This window comes from Haloarcula sp. H-GB5, assembly GCF_054850705.1.
The window spans coordinates 995,204-1,012,797 of sequence record NZ_JBTWBG010000001.1; the positions used below are offsets into that span (position 1 = coordinate 995,204).

The 17,594-nt window shown below is 63.7% G+C and carries 13 protein-coding genes; 4 read left to right on the forward strand and 9 right to left on the reverse strand.

Annotated elements, in window-relative coordinates; genetic code table 11:
- Positions 1 to 54: 54 nt before the first annotated feature.
- The 3 genes from ACYJ11_RS05200 to ACYJ11_RS05210 all read left to right on the forward strand — a co-directional run bounded on the left by ACYJ11_RS05200 (position 55) and on the right by ACYJ11_RS05210 (position 5,030).
- On the forward strand, positions 55 to 849 hold the full coding sequence (locus ACYJ11_RS05200; protein WP_461646976.1) for a DUF5781 family protein: 795 nt from the start codon (positions 55 to 57) through the stop codon (positions 847 to 849).
- A gap of 151 nt (positions 850 to 1,000) precedes the next feature.
- Positions 1,001 to 4,099: a PAS domain S-box protein gene (locus ACYJ11_RS05205; RefSeq protein WP_461646977.1), complete on the forward strand. Its 3,099-nt coding sequence runs from the start codon at positions 1,001 to 1,003 to the stop codon at positions 4,097 to 4,099.
- Positions 4,100 to 4,130: 31 nt separating this feature from the next.
- Positions 4,131 to 5,030: a hypothetical protein gene (locus ACYJ11_RS05210; RefSeq protein WP_461646978.1), complete on the forward strand. Its 900-nt coding sequence runs from the start codon at positions 4,131 to 4,133 to the stop codon at positions 5,028 to 5,030.
- On the opposite strand, the gene ACYJ11_RS05215 is transcribed toward ACYJ11_RS05210, so the two are convergent.
- From ACYJ11_RS05215 to ACYJ11_RS05235, 5 genes are all read right to left on the reverse strand, one after another.
- Positions 5,027 to 5,737, reverse strand: a complete 711-nt coding sequence (locus ACYJ11_RS05215; RefSeq protein WP_461646979.1) for an energy-coupling factor transporter transmembrane component T family protein — start codon at positions 5,735 to 5,737, stop codon at positions 5,027 to 5,029. The two genes, ACYJ11_RS05210 and ACYJ11_RS05215, sit on opposite strands and share 4 nt — an antisense overlap.
- Positions 5,731 to 6,435 carry an energy-coupling factor ABC transporter ATP-binding protein gene (locus ACYJ11_RS05220; protein WP_461646980.1) on the reverse strand — a complete coding sequence of 235 codons (705 nt, stop codon included), beginning with the start codon at positions 6,433 to 6,435 and terminating at the stop codon, positions 5,731 to 5,733. Before ACYJ11_RS05220 ends, ACYJ11_RS05215 begins: the two co-directional genes overlap by 7 nt.
- On the reverse strand, positions 6,432 to 7,013 hold the full coding sequence (locus ACYJ11_RS05225) for a biotin transporter BioY (RefSeq protein ID WP_461646981.1): 582 nt from the start codon (positions 7,011 to 7,013) through the stop codon (positions 6,432 to 6,434). Before ACYJ11_RS05225 ends, ACYJ11_RS05220 begins: the two co-directional genes overlap by 4 nt.
- 264 nt (positions 7,014 to 7,277) lie before the next feature.
- A complete protein-coding gene (locus tag ACYJ11_RS05230) occupies positions 7,278 to 7,898 on the reverse strand; it encodes a 30S ribosomal protein S7 (protein ID WP_170096830.1) in 621 nt (206 codons plus the stop codon).
- Positions 7,899 to 7,900: 2 nt separating this feature from the next.
- Positions 7,901 to 8,329, reverse strand: a complete 429-nt coding sequence (locus ACYJ11_RS05235) for a 30S ribosomal protein S12 (protein WP_004515440.1) — start codon at positions 8,327 to 8,329, stop codon at positions 7,901 to 7,903.
- Positions 8,330 to 8,800: 471 nt separating this feature from the next.
- Here ACYJ11_RS05235 and ACYJ11_RS05240 point away from each other — a divergent pair, with 471 nt between their 5' ends.
- The gene (locus ACYJ11_RS05240; RefSeq protein WP_461646982.1) at positions 8,801 to 11,188 is read left to right on the forward strand and encodes a methyl-accepting chemotaxis protein; all 2,388 of its coding nucleotides are present in this window, start codon (positions 8,801 to 8,803) and stop codon (positions 11,186 to 11,188) included.
- Between the two features lie 57 nt (positions 11,189 to 11,245).
- Here ACYJ11_RS05240 and ACYJ11_RS05245 read toward each other — a convergent pair whose 3' ends face one another.
- The 4 genes from ACYJ11_RS05245 to rpoB are packed head-to-tail and all read right to left on the reverse strand — an operon-like array spanning position 11,246 to position 17,593.
- Positions 11,246 to 11,671 carry a NusA-like transcription termination signal-binding factor gene (locus ACYJ11_RS05245; RefSeq protein WP_005537133.1) on the reverse strand — a complete coding sequence of 142 codons (426 nt, stop codon included), beginning with the start codon at positions 11,669 to 11,671 and terminating at the stop codon, positions 11,246 to 11,248.
- Positions 11,671 to 12,858 (reverse strand): DNA-directed RNA polymerase subunit A'', encoded by a 1,188-nt coding sequence (rpoA2, locus tag ACYJ11_RS05250; RefSeq protein WP_188975357.1) that lies wholly within the window; start codon positions 12,856 to 12,858, stop codon positions 11,671 to 11,673. Before rpoA2 ends, ACYJ11_RS05245 begins: the two co-directional genes overlap by 1 nt.
- A gap of 2 nt (positions 12,859 to 12,860) precedes the next feature.
- Positions 12,861 to 15,770, reverse strand: a complete 2,910-nt coding sequence (locus ACYJ11_RS05255) for a DNA-directed RNA polymerase subunit A' (protein WP_461646983.1) — start codon at positions 15,768 to 15,770, stop codon at positions 12,861 to 12,863.
- On the reverse strand, positions 15,767 to 17,593 hold the full coding sequence (gene rpoB / locus ACYJ11_RS05260; protein ID WP_004515445.1) for a DNA-directed RNA polymerase subunit B: 1,827 nt from the start codon (positions 17,591 to 17,593) through the stop codon (positions 15,767 to 15,769). Before rpoB ends, ACYJ11_RS05255 begins: the two co-directional genes overlap by 4 nt.
- Position 17,594 lies beyond the last annotated feature (1 nt).

A 17,594-nucleotide genomic window follows, 5' to 3' on the forward strand; every position in this document is an offset into this window, starting at 1 on the left:
AACGCTGCCCCCACCCGTGCATTAATAGCGCTTCGCCCCGTGATATAGTGACACATGGACGTGCACGTGCAGGGTGGGCCGGCCGAACCGTTTCTCGGAGCGAGGGACCTCTTCTCGACGGAACACGACCTGAACCGACCAGTGACTGTCCGGGTCCGGGAGGACCCTGACGAGCGTACCCGCGTCAGCCACAGCGACGACGCCCATAAGCTGACGATCTCCCGCCAGGTCGCCACGAGCGCAATGGCCCGCGAACTCGCGTTACACGAGTACGCACACATGCACCACCACGAATGCGGGCATCCATCGCACACACAATCGACGCGAGAAGCCATTTACCTCGCGCTGGCGGGGCGATCGGTCGAACAGCGAAAGCTCACGCACTGTTACCAGATCGCCAACCACATGAAGGACGTCTACGCCGACGATATCTGGATGCCGGTGGTTCCCGGCGACAAGCTGGTGCCGTTTCTGGAAGCCAGCCTCGCGGCTGCCGTCGCGGACCGCCCCGGCGATCCGCCGACCTGGGATCGCTCGGCATCGCTGACCCGGGTGCGCCACCCCAGCGAACCGGCCGCACGGCTGACGCCGGCTGCAGATCCGGACATCACAGCTGTCAACGCAGCGTTCGCTCTTGCGCTGTGTGAGCGCCACGATCTGGTCGGCTCGGACCACCGCCTGTACGACCTCGCACACGCCGCGGCACAGGACGCCGAATCGGTCGACCTCGCGGAATTCAAGCACCATTTCGCGGCACTCTCGCCCGAACCGGACGAGTCCGAATTCCGGAAGGCGCTCGTCGACGTGACTCGCGCGTACGCCGGCGGCGGCAGTCGCGCGGCAGACTGAAGCCGGATGTCCCGGTGCTGTCGGATTACCGACGGACCGTGTTGTCACACGCAGGTAGGGCCTCGCCGTCAATGACTGCCGTCTTCGCTCACGCGCGAACACGGATTAACCGGCAGAACTGTTTTTGCATGGACTTGTGAACTAGCTGACTATGACCGAGGCGCTTCGTGGCCGACATCTCGACGGGGAAACCGATGTCGTCGGCGAACAAATTCGGGTGTTACACATCGACGACGATCGCGATTTCGTGGCTGTCGCAGCGGATTCCCTGGAGGCCGCGGACGACCGGATCTCCGTCGAAACCGCGACCAGCGCACGAGACGGGCTCGACCGGCTCGCCGAAGACGGGTTCGACGCTGTCGTCTCCGACTACGATATGCCGAAGATGAACGGCATCGAACTGCTCGACGCGATTCGGGAGACGAACCCGGATCTGCCGTTCATTCTGTTCACTGGCAAAGGGAGCGAAGAGGTAGCCAGCGAAGCGATCTCGATGGGCGTTACCGACTATCTACAGAAGTCGTTCGGCGTCGAGGTGTACGAACTGCTGGCCAACCGCATCGAAAACGCGGTCTCCGAGTACCGCGCGAAACGACAAGCCGCCGAGTCAGAGCGCCGCGTCCGTGAACTCACCGAGGCGACCCACGACATCCTCTGGGAGTTCACCGCCGACCTGAGCGAAGTCCTCGTGATCAACTCAGCCTACGAGGACATCTGGGGGCGGTCGGTGGCCAAGCTCCGTGACAACCCGTACGACTTCCTAAACGGCATCCACCCCGAGGACCGCGAACTGATGAAAGACACGATGCGGAGCCTCATGAACGGCGAATCGGCTGACGTTGAATGCCGTGTCAACGCAACAGAGGAGTATCAGCGCTGGGTTTGGATACAGGGTGAGCCGATCACGAACGACGCCGGCGAGATAGTTCGCGTGGCCGGATTCGCTCGTGACATCACCGAGCGGCGGAACCACGAGCGCGAACTCGAAGCCACGAAGAACCAGCTCGCGGAGCACAACCAGACGCTCCGGAAACTCTACGAAATCAGCGCCGACGCCGACGCCTCGTTCGAAGAGAAGATTCAGGCGGTTCTGGATCTGGGCCGGGAGCGTCTCGGGACCGCCGGCGCGTTCCTGTCCTCGAACGATGCTGACCGCGACGAGTTCACTATTCGCTATGCGAGCGGGAGCGACGAACGGCTCACGCCGGGAACTGTCACGCCGCTGTCGGAGTCGTACTGCCGGAAGATGACCGACGCGGGAAGCGTCATGGCAATCGCAGAAGCGTCCGAAGAGGGCTGGGCGTCCGATCCAGCGTACGAACGATGGGAATTCGAGACGTACATCAGCGGCGAGGTCCGCGTCTGCGATACGCACTCGGGGACACTCTGTTTCGTCGACCGATCGTCTCGCGAGACGCCGTTCACCGAGGACGAGAAGACGTTCGTTCATCTCGCGGCGCAGTGGGTGAGCTACGAACTCGAACGTCAGCAGCGCGAGGAGCGGCTCGAACGGTACAAGGAGTACACCGACGACATGCTGGACGCCATCGATGACGTGTTCTATGTCCTCGATAGCGATGGCCGCTTCCGGCGCTGGAACGAGAGTCTGCTGAACGTGACTGGCTACACGGCTGCCGAAGTCGCCGGAACCCATGGAGCTGAATTCTTCCCGGAAGAGCATCGAGACCTTGTTCTGGCCGCGATCGAATCGGTGTTCGAGGGTGATACCACCCGCGTGGAGGTCCCGTTTATTACGAAATCGGGAGATCAGATCCCTCACGAGTTCACGGCGACCCGCGTCGAGGACCCCGACGGAAATCCGATGCTGGCCGGTATCGGTCGGGATATCACCGAACGGAAGGCACGCGAGCAGGAACTTACCCGGACGAAGGAACTCCTCGACCAGGCCCAGCGGATCGCGAGTGTCGGCGGCTGGGAGATAGACGTGACAACCGACCCGCCGGAAATGACGGTGACAAGCGAGTTCTATCAGATACATGGGTTGACGCCGGATGACGAACTGAGCGTCGAATCCATCGTCGACCTGTACCACCCCGACGATAGGGAAGCGGTCATGGCTGAGTTCCATCGAGCGATAGAAACGGCTGAGGGGTACGACATGGAGGTGCGTATCGGAGACGAAGACCACTTCCGGTGGGTCCGCGCGCTGTGTGAACCGGTCACCGAGAACGGCGACGTTGTCAAACTCCGTGGCTCTGTCCAGGATATCACGGACCGAAAGCTCCGGGAGCGCGAACTGGAGGGGGCTCGCGAGCGGATGGAAATCGCGCTAGAGACCACGAATACGGTCGTCTGGGACCGCGAATTCGAGTCCGGCGGCCTGTCGTACTACCCCGGGTCCGAAACACTGTATGGCACCGACATCGAGTCGCTGGACGAGTTTTTACCGCTGGTCCATCCCGAGGACCAGCGGGACGTAGCGGCACGCATCGAATCGGCGACCGAGACTGGCACGTACGAAGCCGAGTTCCGAATCATCCGTGACGGCGAGGTCCGCTGGATGGAGGCGAAGGGCCGCGTCGAATCCGACGGCGACGGGGCTCCAGTCCGGGCGATCGGTATCGACCGTGACATCACCGAACGCAAGCGCCGCGAGCAGGAGCTGGAGGAGACAAACGAACGTCTTGAAGAGTTCACGAGCATCGTCAGCCACGACCTCAGGAACCCGCTATCCGTCGCCGAGGGACGCATCGAACTGGCCCAGCAGGAGTCCGACAGTGAACACCTCGACAGCGCCAGTGACGCGCTCGAACGGATGCGGACGCTCATCGACGACCTGCTCGCGGCCGCACGCGACGAGCAGTCGACGGTTGACGCCGGCGTCGTGGCACTCACGGACACGGCCGAACAGTGCTGGCACAACGTCGAAACCAGCGACGCCGAACTCGCTGTCGAGACGGACGCCGTCGTTCGTGCCGACAGGAGCCGATTGGAACAGCTGCTCGAGAACCTGTTCAGCAACAGCGTCGAACACGGCGGTGACGACGTGGTAGTCACCATCGGAGAGCTTGACGACGGCTTCTACGTCGAAGACGACGGCGAGGGTATCGACGAGGCGAACCGGTCGCGCGTGTTCGAAACGGGATACTCGACATCAGACGCCGGGACGGGGTTCGGGCTCTGGATCGTCGCGGAAATCGCCGACGCTCACGACTGGACGGTGACTATCGACGAGGGGAGCGAGGGCGGCGCACGGTTCGAGATTACCGGCGTCGATATCGTGGAGTGACAGACCGGCGCGTGTTCGTTCTGGCCCGTAGTTGACCGCCGAAGACCAATTCAACCAAGCGTTCGAAGGCCCGCTCGTGCAACCCCGCTCACTCGTTGTCGGAATCGCTCTGGTTTCGCTCGTCGTCCTTGGAGGCTGTACTGCCTTCAGCACTGCCAGCCCAAACGGCGGCGAGCGGACCGTGACGCCCGCCCCGGTCCCCACGCCGGACCCGAGCCTGCCGCCAGGTGTCACTGCCAACAGCATCAGCGACCCCGAGCGGCTCGGCAGCGCCCACGAGCGGCGGCTGACGAACAGGAGCTACACTGTCACGGTCGCCCGAACCGTCCAGTTCGCCAACGGGACGATAGTGCGACGGCTGGAGCAGGGTCGGATGGTGGGAGCCGACGGCGTGATTCTCTCGTGGCGTCACCGGACAGAGCCTGACCGGGGCGGCGGTGACGCTATCGTCAGCAGACGCGCGTGGACTAACGAGTCTGTTCACGTTCTCCGTCTTCAGTATGCAAACGGGACGACGCGGTACAGAGTCGGGGAGTCCCACCGGCGGTATCCGTACCGGCGGACCGCGTACAACGTCGCGAGGACGTTATCGGACGAGAACGCGGCCATCGTCGCCAGCGACACCGACGCCGACCCGCCGACGTACGCACTTGAATCACGGAACCTGAGTGAGGAGTTGGGAACGAGCACGGATCTGGACCGTGTCGAAACGAGTCGCATCCGAGCGGTCGTCATCGGGACGGGGGTTCTCAAGCGCGCATCGGTACGTTACGCCGGGATGCGGGACGGCGCGCCGGCTGTCGCCAACAGCACTGTTCGGTTCAACACCGACCCGGAGACGGTCACGCGTCCGGAGTGGGTGGAGACTGCCCTCGAACAACAGCCCCGAGAAAGTGAGACAAACGCCGAGTCAACGCAGGCGACCGGCTAAACCGAGACGAGCGGCGATACCGCCAACGCGATACCGACAGCGAGCACCGGGTAGTCACGACGGTCGAAGGCAAGCGGCGGCAGCGTCGGGTTCCACGCGAAACAGCGGGCCCGCAGGGCGACCGAAAGCCGGTCCGAGCGGTCGAGCGTCCGTTCCAGCGACCGGACGGCGAGCAACCGAACGCGATCTCGGAGCGGGCGGGCCTCGCCGCCACGAGCGTGGATGGCGTCACGCACCTCCCGAACGTCAGCGAGCACCAGCGGGAACAACCGGACGACGAGCGCCATCCCGATGCCGAGAATCTGACCCGGCTTCCCGGGTATCAGACGCTGGACCGCCGCCCGTGTGTCCCGAACCGGCGTCGACGTGAGATAGGCGGCACTGACGAGCAACACCGGGAGGATACGTCCGACGTGCAGCGCCGAGCGGAGCGCCGGGTCGACCCGAAACCACGGTGGGCCAAGCGCCACACCGGCGACGAACGGGGCCAGCGCCAGCACGGCAAGGACGATCCGATACGAGCGCAGAACGGCCAGCGGCGAGAGCCGGGCCGCCGCGAGCGCACACAGCGCGAACGCGGTCGTCCCGACGAGCCACAGGAGCGTTGGATGAGCGACCGCAGCGATAGCGAACCCGAACTGAAATAGGAGCTTCGACCGCGGGTCCAGCCGATGTGCGACCGTCGAGCCGGGTCGGTAGCTCAACATCGTGGGTCTCTGATGCCGAGGTCCGGAAGGGTATCGAGCGCCTCGGCTGGCGGCGCATCGAGAACGACCTGCCCCTCGTGCAGTGCGACGAGGCGGTCGGCCCGCTCGTGGAGGTCCCGGAGGTCGTGCGTGACGACAATGACACCCGTGCCATCAGCGGCGAGCGCGTCGAGGTGGTCGAGTACTGACTGCCTCGCCGGCCAGTCCAGTCCGACGAGCGGTTCGTCGAGCACGAGGTAGTCCGGTTCCATGGCGAGTGCCCCGGCGATGGCGACGCGGGCCTGTTCGCCGCCCGAGAGAGCGTCGATACGGCTCTCGGCGGCGTCACCGAGGTCGACAGCGTCGAGTGCCGTGTCGACCCGGCGATCGATCTCAGCCCTGTCGAGCCCGAGGTTCTCCGGGCCGAAGGCCACGTCAGCCGCCACGGTCGCAGCGACGAACTGGTCGCGGGGGTGCTGAAACACCATCCCGATACGTGTCCGGGCGACGACGGGGTCGTCCGTCACGTCGGTCCCGTCGACGGTGACCGTTCCGGCGTCGGGCGTCAGCAGGGCGTTGAGATGCCGGACGAGCGTCGTCTTGCCGCTCCCGTTCGGCCCGACGAGCAGACAGTACTGGCCATCAGGTATCGACAGTGTGACCCCATCGAGGACATCGACATCGCCGTACCGATAGCGCAGGTCGCTGACCTCGATCATCGACCGGCGAGATACCCACCCTGCACGATGGCGATCGCGATACCGAGCTTCAGGAGGTCGAATGGAATGAACGGAGCCATGGTAGCCGCGGCGCGGGCGAACGGCAGCCCGGTGACTACTGCCAGCCACGGGATGCCGATAGCGTAGACAACGGCGACTGCTGCGACGAGTGCGACGACCTGTACCGGGACAGAGAGGTCGGCGATCGGTTTCGGTGCTATGCGCCGGTGCGCGATAGCGCCGGCGACGACCGCACCGACCAGGAAGCCGACGAGGAAGCCGCCGGTCCCCTGCCCGGCGATGACGTAGCCAAGGCCCGCGTTCGCGTTCGAGAACACCGGCGCGCCGGCGATACCGACAAGGACGTACAACAGCAGGGCGACGCCGCCCCACAGCGGCCCCAGCAGTAGGCCGGCGAAGAACATCCCGAAGGGCTGCAGCGAGAACGGCGGCAGCGTCCCCGGGAGCGGGATCGATATCTGTGCGAGCGCCGCAGTCAGCGCCGCAAGCAGCACCGCCTTCGTGAACAAACCCACAGTCTCGTCGTCGACAAGGTCGACGGATTGCTCTGTTGCCATGGGTCTCCCTCTCTCGTCAACCGAAATATAGCCAGTGGTTCACAGAGCGCGTTTCCGCCGACCGCCCGTGCCGAGCCTGCCGTCGGTGTCGAGTCCGAGGACTCGTCCTGTGTCCCGGACTCACCGCGACAGCCGGCCAGCCCAGTGGCCCCGGTACCAGCGAGCACGCGAAGATACTTGGGGCGAGACCGGGCATCCCGGCACGGTTTTCGCAGAGATTTCACTGCAGAACAAAGAAGAATAAAGATGTCGGAGACAGCCGGATTAGCGAGCGGCAGCCGCGACGCGTTCTTTTTCTTCTTTCTGGTTAACCGCGTAGGCCTGAACGTCGTCGTTAGCAGCACCGATGAGCTGCTGTGCGAGCGCCTCGGCGGCACTCGTGGTGGTCTTGAACGAGCCACCGTACACGCCCTCGGCGATGAACTTCAGGGCCTGGTCGACACGGCGCTGTGGCGCGACGTCGACAGCCTTCGGGACCGAGATGCCACCGTATTTCAGGCGGACGGTCTCCTCTCGTGGGGCGCTGTTCTCGACAGCACTGACGAGCACCTGAATCGGGTTCTCGTCGGTGCGTTCGTGAACGATTTCGAACGCCTCAGTGACGATTGAGGTCGCGAGCTGCTTCTTGCCCGTGTTCTCGTCGGTCTGCATCAGGCGGTTGATGAGCCGTTCGACGATGCTGATCTCGCTTTTCTTGAACTGCTTGTCCGCGTGACGCCCCATCGTGTGGGCGATCGGCGTGACAGTGATGTAGCGCTCGGTCGAGGGGTCGGAGTACTCGATGTCCGTGATCTCCCACTCGCCGAACAGCTTCGCGCGAGCCGTCTCCGACTCGCCTTCCTCAGCCGCGTCAGCGTCAGCCTCGGGTGTATCTTCTGCACTCATGGTTATCGGACCGGTTTCTCCGCGTTCCCGCGAACGAGTTCGATGAGAGAGACACCGTTGACCTTCTCGACCTTGTAGTTGACACCGGAGAGGTCGCCCATCGCGCGGCCCTTCGCCCCGCCGATACCCGCGATCGTGACCTCGTCGTGCTCGTCAATGAAAGAGATAGCGCCGTCACCGGGACAGAACGCGGTGACCTGCTTACCGTTCTTGATGAGCTGGACGCGGACACACTTCCGGATAGCGGAGTTAGGCTGCTTGGCCTCGATTCCGACTTTCTCCAGTACGATACCTCGTCCCTGGGGCGCACCCTCGAGTGGGTCGGACTTCTTGCCCAGGCCGCGTTCGCGACGCGCGTAGTCAGTGTCGGACCACCGGTGTTTCTGGCGGTCCTTCTTGAGCTTGCGCGCGGCGTACTTGCCGTTCGCCATAGTAGGCACTGGTACCTTTCGGAGGTACTTAAGACTCCTCTTTCGGACTCAGCCGGTAGCGTCGGCGTGTGTGGCGTTCTGTGGCATAGACGAGTGAAAAGTGCGGTGAATAACGCGAGCAGCGGACCACGACAGCGGGAGAGAAACGGTCAGCACGGTGTTTCAGCCGGGATGAGGTGTCACGTAGTACTCCCGCCGTCCGTCGGGAACCTGCTCTCTACAACCTCGTCCGCGTGTCGGAGTCGACTGATACTATCGGCGGTAACCACTTCGATGGAGAGATAGCCTGAATTGACAAGGCAATTCACAGCCGCATAGCCAACAGTCTGCACGCCAGAAGCCACAGGTCACGGTGCCACAGCCCGTCAAACGGAGGGGACAGCACGCGCGTACGGAATCAGGTGTGATAACTGGGCAGGTGGTTTCTAGTACCGGCGCTTGAGTTATTCAGACAGACCTGCCGTAGTAGCTATGAAACTTGAACAACGTCTCCCAGATGTCGTCCGGCAAACGTATCTCCGGAAGCTGGCGCTTATCATTCTCTGTATCGCCCTGCTCGTTGCAGGTGTTAGCGTCACCGCGGAGCGGACGGTTGCAGACGAACTGACAGAACAGCGCGAGAACGAACTGCAGACCGGAGCCGTCCAGACGGCCACGACAACGGCTGACTGGGTTCGGAGCCAGCGAAACGCCGCGCGAACCCTCTCGACGCTGTCCGACGTTCAGGAGGGGAGTCCGACGATGATCCGTGGCGCGTTACAGCGGCAAGCGTTCTACCAGCCGGACTCGGTGTACGCCATCCACTACGTCAATGAAGAGACTCTGGAAATCAGAGAATCGTCGCTGAGCGACCGACGGGAGACGTCGCTCCGGACGGACGACTTCGCGTGGGAAGGCGGGAGCCTCTCGGTCACCGGGTCGAACTCGGTCGATATGTCGAAAGTGTACACCTACGATGGGGGGAAGTACATCGCCTTCGCGAGCCCGGTCGCCCGAAGCGACAAACTGGTCGTCGTTGTCCACAACGTGACCGCGCGGACGGCCCAGTTCCGCAACTCCATCGAGGGCGGTGAAACGCGGATCATCCGACAGGACGGGACGGTCCAGTTTGCCGAGGACGCCTCGACCATCGGCACGCAGTACAACGTCTCCGCCAACCTGACCGCACTCACAGCGGAAGACAGCGGCGTGGCCCGGAGCGGGTCGTATCTGGTCGCCGCGGAGTCCGTCGACGACACGCCATGGATTGTCATCAAGCAGGCCCCGAAATCGACCGCCTTCGCACTACGTGACAGTATTCAAGGGAGCTTCATTGCCATCATCGGCGTCTCGCTGGCTGGGTTTGCCCTTATCGGCGTTCTTGTCGGTCGCGGCATCATGCAGTCACTCAGACGGCTCTCGACACAGGCGGAAGCCCTCGCGGTTGGGAACTTCGACACCGACATCGAACAGTCTGACCGCCTCGACGAGGTCGGCGACGTCCAGAACGCCTTCTACGATATGAAGACGTATCTCGACACCGTCGCCGCACAGGCGGACGCGCTCTCCAGACAGGCGTTCGACGACCCCGCACTCGACGAGGATGTCCCCGGCCAACTCGGAACGTCGCTGTCGAACATGCACGGGAACCTCGAATCGTTCATCAGCGACCTCGAACAGGCCCAGGAGGAGGCCGAGGAATCCAAAGCGGAGGCTGAAGAGATAGCAGGCACGCTCGAACAGCAGGCCGAGGAGTTCTCGGCCGTGATGCGGAAAGCAGCCGACGGCGACCTCACTCAGCGGCTGGATACCGACACGGACAACGATGCGATGGCCGATATCGCCGCGGCGTTCAACGATATGCTCGCCCAGCTCGGCCAGACAGTCATGCGTATCCGGGAGTTCGCCGACGACGTCGACGGCTCCGCCGACCAGATCACCGCAAGCGCTACTGAGGTCCGTAGTGCCAGCGAGGAGGTCAGCGAATCCGTCCAAGAGATCGCTGACGGCGCAGAGACGCAGTACGAGAACATCGAAGAAACGGTCGACGAGATGTCGGGCCTCTCCGCGACGGTCGAGGAGGTCGCAGCACAGGCCGACGAGGTTGCGGCCACGTCGAACGAGGCCGCCGAGATCGGCGAAACCGGCAGTGAGCGCGCATCGGAGGCTATCGAGGTGATGAACGATATCGAGGCACGAGCAGACGAAACAATCGACCGCGTCGAGTCACTCGACGAGGAGATGGAACAGATCGGCGACATCGTCGACCTCATCGATGATATCGCCGAACAGACGAACATGCTCGCACTGAATGCCTCCATCGAAGCCGCCCGCGCCGGGGAAGCGGGTGAAGGGTTCGCCGTCGTCGCCGACGAGATCAAGGGTCTCGCACAGGAGACGACCGAAGCCACCGAGGAAGTCTCGACGGTTATCGAAGACGTGCAGGACACTACCGGTGATGCGGTGACTGATATCAGACAGATGGGCGACTCCGTCACTGATGGTATCGAGACCGTCGACGACGCCATCGAATCGCTTGAGGCCATCGTCGACCGCGTCGAAGAGGTAAACAACGGCATTCAGTCCATCAGCGACGCTACCGACGAACAGGCCGCGACGACGGAGGAAGTCGTGGCGATGACCGACGAGGTCGGGACGATCAGCGAGGAAACCGCGTCAAGCGCCGAGAACGTCGCCGCCGCGGCGGAGGAACAGACCGCGACGATCAACGAGGTCACCAGCGGTATCGAATCCCTGTCGGACCAGGCCGGCGACCTCAGTGAACTCCTGCAGACGTTCGATGTCGAGAGCGGAACCACACACAGTGATACCGACGTGTACGAGCACGACGCGTCGGATGTCTCAGTGGGCGACGACTGAACGCAGTCGCTTTCCGGTAAGCTTTAGAAAAAGACGATACGAGCGGGACCGCCCCACTCAGGTCAGTTCGATACCGTCGATCTCGAAGTGTCGCTTCGCCAGTTGCCGAGCGGCATCGATATTCCGCCCTTCACGGCCGATTGCAGCCCCGCGGTCTTCCTGTGCCACTTCGACGTAGGCGACGGTGTCGTCGTTCTCCGAGACGGTGACGTTGTACACCGCGGCCGGCGCGAGCGCGTTGGCCACGAAGTCCTCGGCTGTCTCGGCGGCTTCGACGAGTTTGACCTCGCGGCCCAGACGCTCCTCGACGCGCTCGACCGTCTGGCCGCCCGGGCCGATGGCGTCAGCCATCTCCCCGCGTTTGACCAGATACACCACCTGGTCGTGGTCTTCGTCGACGATGCAATCCCGGACGGTGACGGCTGCCTCGTCCTCGAAGAGGGCGACCAGTCGACGTGCTTCGTCCGAGAGTTCGACCCGCATCAGTCCTGGGTCGTACCCATCCGGAGGTTGACGTCACCGGTGCCGAGTTTGATCGGCTTCCCGACGATGACGTTCTCCGTGACGCCGTCGAGTTCGTCGACCTCGCCGTGGATGGCGGCGTCGAGCAGGTGATTGACCGTCACCTCGAACGCTGCACGGGCGAGCACGGAGTCTTTCGACCCCGAGATGCCGTGGCGGCCGATGGACTCGATAGTCCCCTCGTTGGTCATGATGTCGGCCACGAGCATCAGGTGCCGGACGTTCACGTCGTCGAGCCCCTGCTCTTCGAGCGTGTTCATCGTCTCGTTGATGAGCGTCTCGCGGGCCGCTTCGACGCCGAGTTCCCGGTAGATCTCGTGGATGTTGTTACACGTGGTTCGGGAGGCGTCGACGCCCTCGATGTCCAGCACTTCGCCGAAGTCCGACCCCTCAGTGTAGAGGACGAACTCCTCGCCGTTGTCGGTCTCCTCCTTGCGGATGACGACGCGGGTAATCTCTTCGATGCCCTTGAAGACGATCTCCCGTAGCTCCTCGACCAGCTGCAGCAGGTCGCGGTAGCTGGGTTCCTCCGGGCCGAACTCGATGACCGTGCCGGCCTGCCGGGTCGAGACGCCGAGGTTCGACTCGATCGTCTCGGCGATCTCCTCGGCGATGGCGTCCGTGTCGTTGACCGTCGGCCACCGCTCCAGCAGCGTGTCCTCATTGAGGTCGATCTCAACGAGCATATCCGCGACGTTCGTCGAGATGTCGCCCAGCGCGAGGATGCGCGTCGCCTCGATCTTCCAGACGACCTCGTGGGCACGCTCGCGGTCCTCGGCGTACTCCTCGTCTAAGTGGACCGTCATCATCGGCGTGTCCGGCGTCTTCCGGGCGTCCACCAGCTCGATGAGCCGTGGCAGGCCCTGTGTCACGTCGATCTCGGCGACCCCCGCATAGTGGAACGTGTTCATCGTCATCTGCGTTCCCGGTTCACCGATGGACTGGGCCGAGACGGTCCCGACCGGGTCCAGCGGGTCGACACGCGTGTCGAGGTAGCGCGTCTCGACGGCTTTGGCGATGCGATCGGCGTCGTCGACGCCGACGCCGCGTTCCTCGATAGTGCTGTACACTTCGTCTTTCAGCCGTCGCGGCAGCTCAGTGTCCTCGACGACGGCCTCGATGTCTGCTGATACGTCGTGTGCTGTCATTGTTAGTCGTCACCCTCGGCCATCCACCAGTCGTCCGCGTGCTCCGAGAGGTTGGTCCGCTCGGTGCGGGTCCCGAGGAAGCTCTCTTTCTGCTTCTCGCTCTCGAACTCCTCGTCGAGGACGCTGTCGGCGATCTGCTCAACGTCGACGATGTCGCCGTCCTGATTCGAGGACACGTCGACAGGCGACGTCCCGTCCTCGCCGAATTCGAACTGGACGATAGTGTCCGAGGTGTCCCGGACGGTCCCGTCGTACTGCGTTTCGAGTTCAGACAGGGCGTTGATGAGACGGCGCTGCAGGTATCCGGACTTCGACGTCCGGACAGCCGTATCGACCAGACCCTCGCGGCCACCCATCGCGTGGAAGAAGAACTCCTTCGGGCCGAGCCCGGAGCGGTAGGAGGCCTCCACGAAGCCGTGGGCGTCCGCCGAGAGGTCGTTCTCCTCGAAGTGTGAGAGGGTGCGGTTCTCGTAGCCGCGGTTGATCCGCTCGCCACGAACTGCCTGCTGGCCGACACAGCCGGCCATCTGGGTCAGGTTCAGCATCGACCCACGCGCACCGGACTCGGCCATGATGACGGCCGGGTTGTCCTCGCCGAAGTGGTCCTCGGCGATGTCACCGGCGGAGTCACGTGCCTTGCCCAGCGTCTGCATGATCTTCATCTCGAGCGTCTCGTCGACGGTCCGACCCGGCAGCGATTCGAGCTCGCCGCGGTCGTAGGTCTCGATGAGCTCCTCGACGCGGTCGTACGCGCTGTCGATGGCGTCGTTGATCTGCTCTTCGGCCTCTCGCGGGATGGACTCGTCGTCGATGCTGATGGAGAACCCGAAGTGCATGATCGACCGCATCGCCAGCGCCGAGACCTCGTTGACGAGAATCCGGGCACGGGTCCGCGAGTAGTCCTTGGCGATGGTGTCGACGATTTCGCCGCCGAAGGCGCCGACGGCGTCCTCGTCGATGGTGCCGCCAGTCATCTGGCCGTCCTCGACGATGACGGTGTCGCCGGCGGAGGACGTGAACTCTAGGTTCAGGTCGTCTGGCAGCAGTTCTGAGAACAGCGAGCGGCCGGTCCAGTACTCCTCGCCGTTCTCGTCGACGCCGTCGGCCTCGGGCAGTTCGTCGATACGCGTCGCCCGGAGCAGGTCCAGCGCCTGTGTCTCGTTGAACTTCGGATTCGTGTGGGTCAGCAGGTAGGTCCCGCTGATGTGGTCCTGAATCGCGCCGATGATGTTCTCGCCGAAGCGCGGGGAGAGCATCTGTTCCTGCACGCGCATGAGGACGCGGGCCTCGGCCCGGGCTTCCTCGTTTTGCAGGGCGTGCATGTTCATCTCGTCCCCGTCGAAGTCAGCGTTGTACGGCGGACAGACCGTCGTGTTCAGCCGGAACGTCTTGTACGGCATCACGACGACCTCGTGGGCCATGATGGACATCCGGTGCAGCGACGGCTGGCGGTTGAAGATGATGATGTCACCGTCGACCAGATGGCGGGACACTTCCCACTCCGCTTCGACCTTCTCCGCGAGTTCCTCGCAGTTCTTCTCGGTCACCTTCAGCCGGCGGCCGTCCGGCCGCTTGACGTAGTTAGCGCCAGGGTGGGCTTCAGGCCCGTTGGAGACGTACCGTCGCGCTTCCTCCAAGTTGCGCTCGGTGACGTTCATCGTCTGGGTCATCTCCTTGGCGACCCGGTCCGGCACACCGACCTCGTTCAGCGAGAGCGTCGGGTCCGGCGAGATGACGGTACGAGCCGAGAAGTTCACGCGTTTCCCGGACAGCGAGCCACGGAATCGGCCCTCCTTGCCTTTCAGGCGCTGGGAGAGGGTCTTCAGCGGCCGGCCGGAGCGGTGTCGCGCCGGCGGCGTGCCCGAGATCTCGTTGTCCATGAACGTAGTGACGTGGTACTGTAGCAGTTCCCAGAGGTCCTCGATAATCAGCTGTGGCGCACCCGCCTCGCGGTTCTCCATGAACCGCTGATTGATGCGGATGATGTCCACGAGCTTGTGGGTGAGGTCGTCCTCGGATCGCTGGCCGTTGTCCAGCGTAATCGAGGGGCGAGCGGTGACCGGCGGCACCGGCAGCACCGTCAGAATCATCCACTCCGGTCGGGAACGGGCCGGCTTCATCCCCAGCACTTCGATGTCCTCGTCCGGGATGTCTTCGAACCAGTCCCGGATGTCGCTGGGCATCAGCTTGTTCATGTCCTCCTCGGTCAGGTCGACCGACAGCGCCTTCTCCAGTGCGCGGCGGTCCTCCTGACGCGGTCGGAACTCGCCGCTGAGGATCTCCTGAACGCGGCTGCTGTCGATGCCAGTCTCCTCAGAGAGCTCGATGGGCGAAATCGGGTCCTCGGACTCCTCCATCGCGGCGGCGATCCGCTCGGGGTAGTCCGAGGCCAGCACGTCCTGCACCTCGTAGTACGTGGTCGGCTTCTCGTGTTTGATGTCGTACTGCTTCTCGCCACAGAACGGACAGCGGTCCTTCTTTCGGGCCTGCCGGATGGCGGCCTTCGTCACGTCGTTGAGGTCGCGACCGAGGTCCTGGGTCCGTGTCAGTCGGTCGGCGAACTCGTCGCGCTCGTGCTCGTCGAGACAGAGCCGGGAGCACTCCCGACAGGTCCCGCGCAGGAGCCGGCGGATGAGCTTCGCGAAGCCGACGTGGATGACGGGCGCAGCGAGTTCGATGTGGCCGAAGTGGCCGTTACACGACCCACTGTGTTTCCCGCAGGTCTTACACTCCAGTCCGGGGTCGATGACCCCGAGCCGTGGGTCCATCAGCCCCATGTCGATGGGGAAGCCGTCGTCGTCGTACGTGTCGGCCGTGATCACTTTCGTGGCCGACATCTCTCGGTACTCCTCTGGGTCCATCAGCCCGAAGCTGAGCTGACCGATTTCCTGGGGTGTCTGTTGTGAGCTCATACTGCGTCCTCCAGTTCGATCCGCGGGGCGATTCCGAGCGCCTTCATCTCGTCGAGCAGGAGCTTGAACGCGTAGGACATCTCGACCTCGTGGATGTCGGTCTCCTCCTCACAGTTCGGACAGTAGATGCGCCGTTGCTCGACGTTCTCGACAGCGGTCATCCCGCACTGCCCGCAGACGTTGATCCACTCGCGGTCGGACTCATCGAGCAGGCGTTCCTTGAGCGCCATCGCCGCACCGTGCCCGATGAGCACGTCCCGTTCCATCTCACCCACACGGAGGCCACCTTCGCGGGCGCGCCCTTCGGTCGGCTGGCGGGTGAGGACCTGCACCGGCCCGCGCGAGCGGGCGTGCAGCTTGTTCGAGACCATGTGGTACAGCTTCTGGTAGAAAATGTCGCCGACGAAGATCTCCGCGTCGATCTTCTCACCGGTGACACCGGAGTACATCGTCTCCTTACCGCTGGAGTCGAAGCCGTGCTCTTCGAGCGAGCCACGGAGTTCCTCCTCGTCCTCGCCGGTGAAGGCGGTGCCGTCGACGCGGCGGCCTTCGAGCGCACCGACCTTCCCGCCGATCATCTCGAGGATGTGGCCGACGGTCATCCGCGACGGTAGTGCGTGCGGATTGATGATGAGGTCCGGGACGACGCCCTCCTCGGTGAATGGCATGTCCTCTTGGGGAGCGATGTGGCCAACGACACCCTTCTGGCCGTGCCGTGACGCGAACTTGTCCCCGAGTTCGGGGATGCGCTCGTCACGCACAGAAACCTTCGAGAGCTTCGAGCCGTCCTCGCCTTCCATCAGCGTCACCGTGTCCACGACGCCGGATTCGCCCGAGCGCATCGTCACGCTCGTCTCCCGGCGTTTCTGCGGTGAGAGACCGCCCATGTCGTCCGGTTCTTCGAGGAACCGAGGCGGGCTCGTCTTGCCCAGCAGGACGGCGTTCTCGCCGACCTTCGTCTCGGGGTTGACGAGGCCGTCGTCGTCGAGGTGCGTGTACGCTTCCTCGCCGCGTGCGCCCCGTACCTCGTCGTCGGGAATCTCGAAGCGGTCCTCCTGACCACCGGGGTAGCGCCGTTCCTCGCCCTCGTACGTACGGAAGAAGTGCGAGCGGGCGAGCGCGCGGTCGACTGACCCCTGGTTCATCACGAGTGCGTCCTCGATGTTGAACCCCTCGTAGCTCATCACGGCGACGACGAAGTTCTGTGCCGCGGGGCGGTCGTCGTAGCCGATCTGTTCGGTGGTCTGGGTCTTGACCATCGACAGCTGCGGGTAGTGCAGCAGGTGCTGGCGAGTGTCCGGACGAATACGGTAGTTCGCCGACGGCAGGCCAAGCGACTGTTTGATCATCCCCGACCCCATCGTAATCCGGGGCGAGGCGTTGTGTTCGGGGTAAGGAATCATCCCGGCCCCGATACCGAACATTAGCTGCGGGTCGACTTCCAGGTGTGTGTGGTTTTCGGTGAGTTCGTCCTCGTCGACGCCGACGAGGATGTCCTCCTCTTCTTCGGCGTCGATGAACTCGACGAGGCCGCGCTCGACGAGCTCCTCGAATTCGAGCTCGCCCTCTTTGACCTGCTCGACTTCCTCGTCGGTCATCAGCGGCTCGCCGTCCTCGACAACGAGCAGCGGGCGTCGGGCACGGCCAGCGTCGGCGTTGATGATGACTTCCCCGGTCCGGTTCTTGACCGAGACGTTGACCATCTGGGAGACATCCCCCCGTCGTCGCGCCTGTCGTACCTGTTCTGCGAGCTGTTCCGGGTCGGGATGTGTCCCAACCAGACTACCGTTTACGTATACTTTGGCTTCGCGTCCCTGACTCATG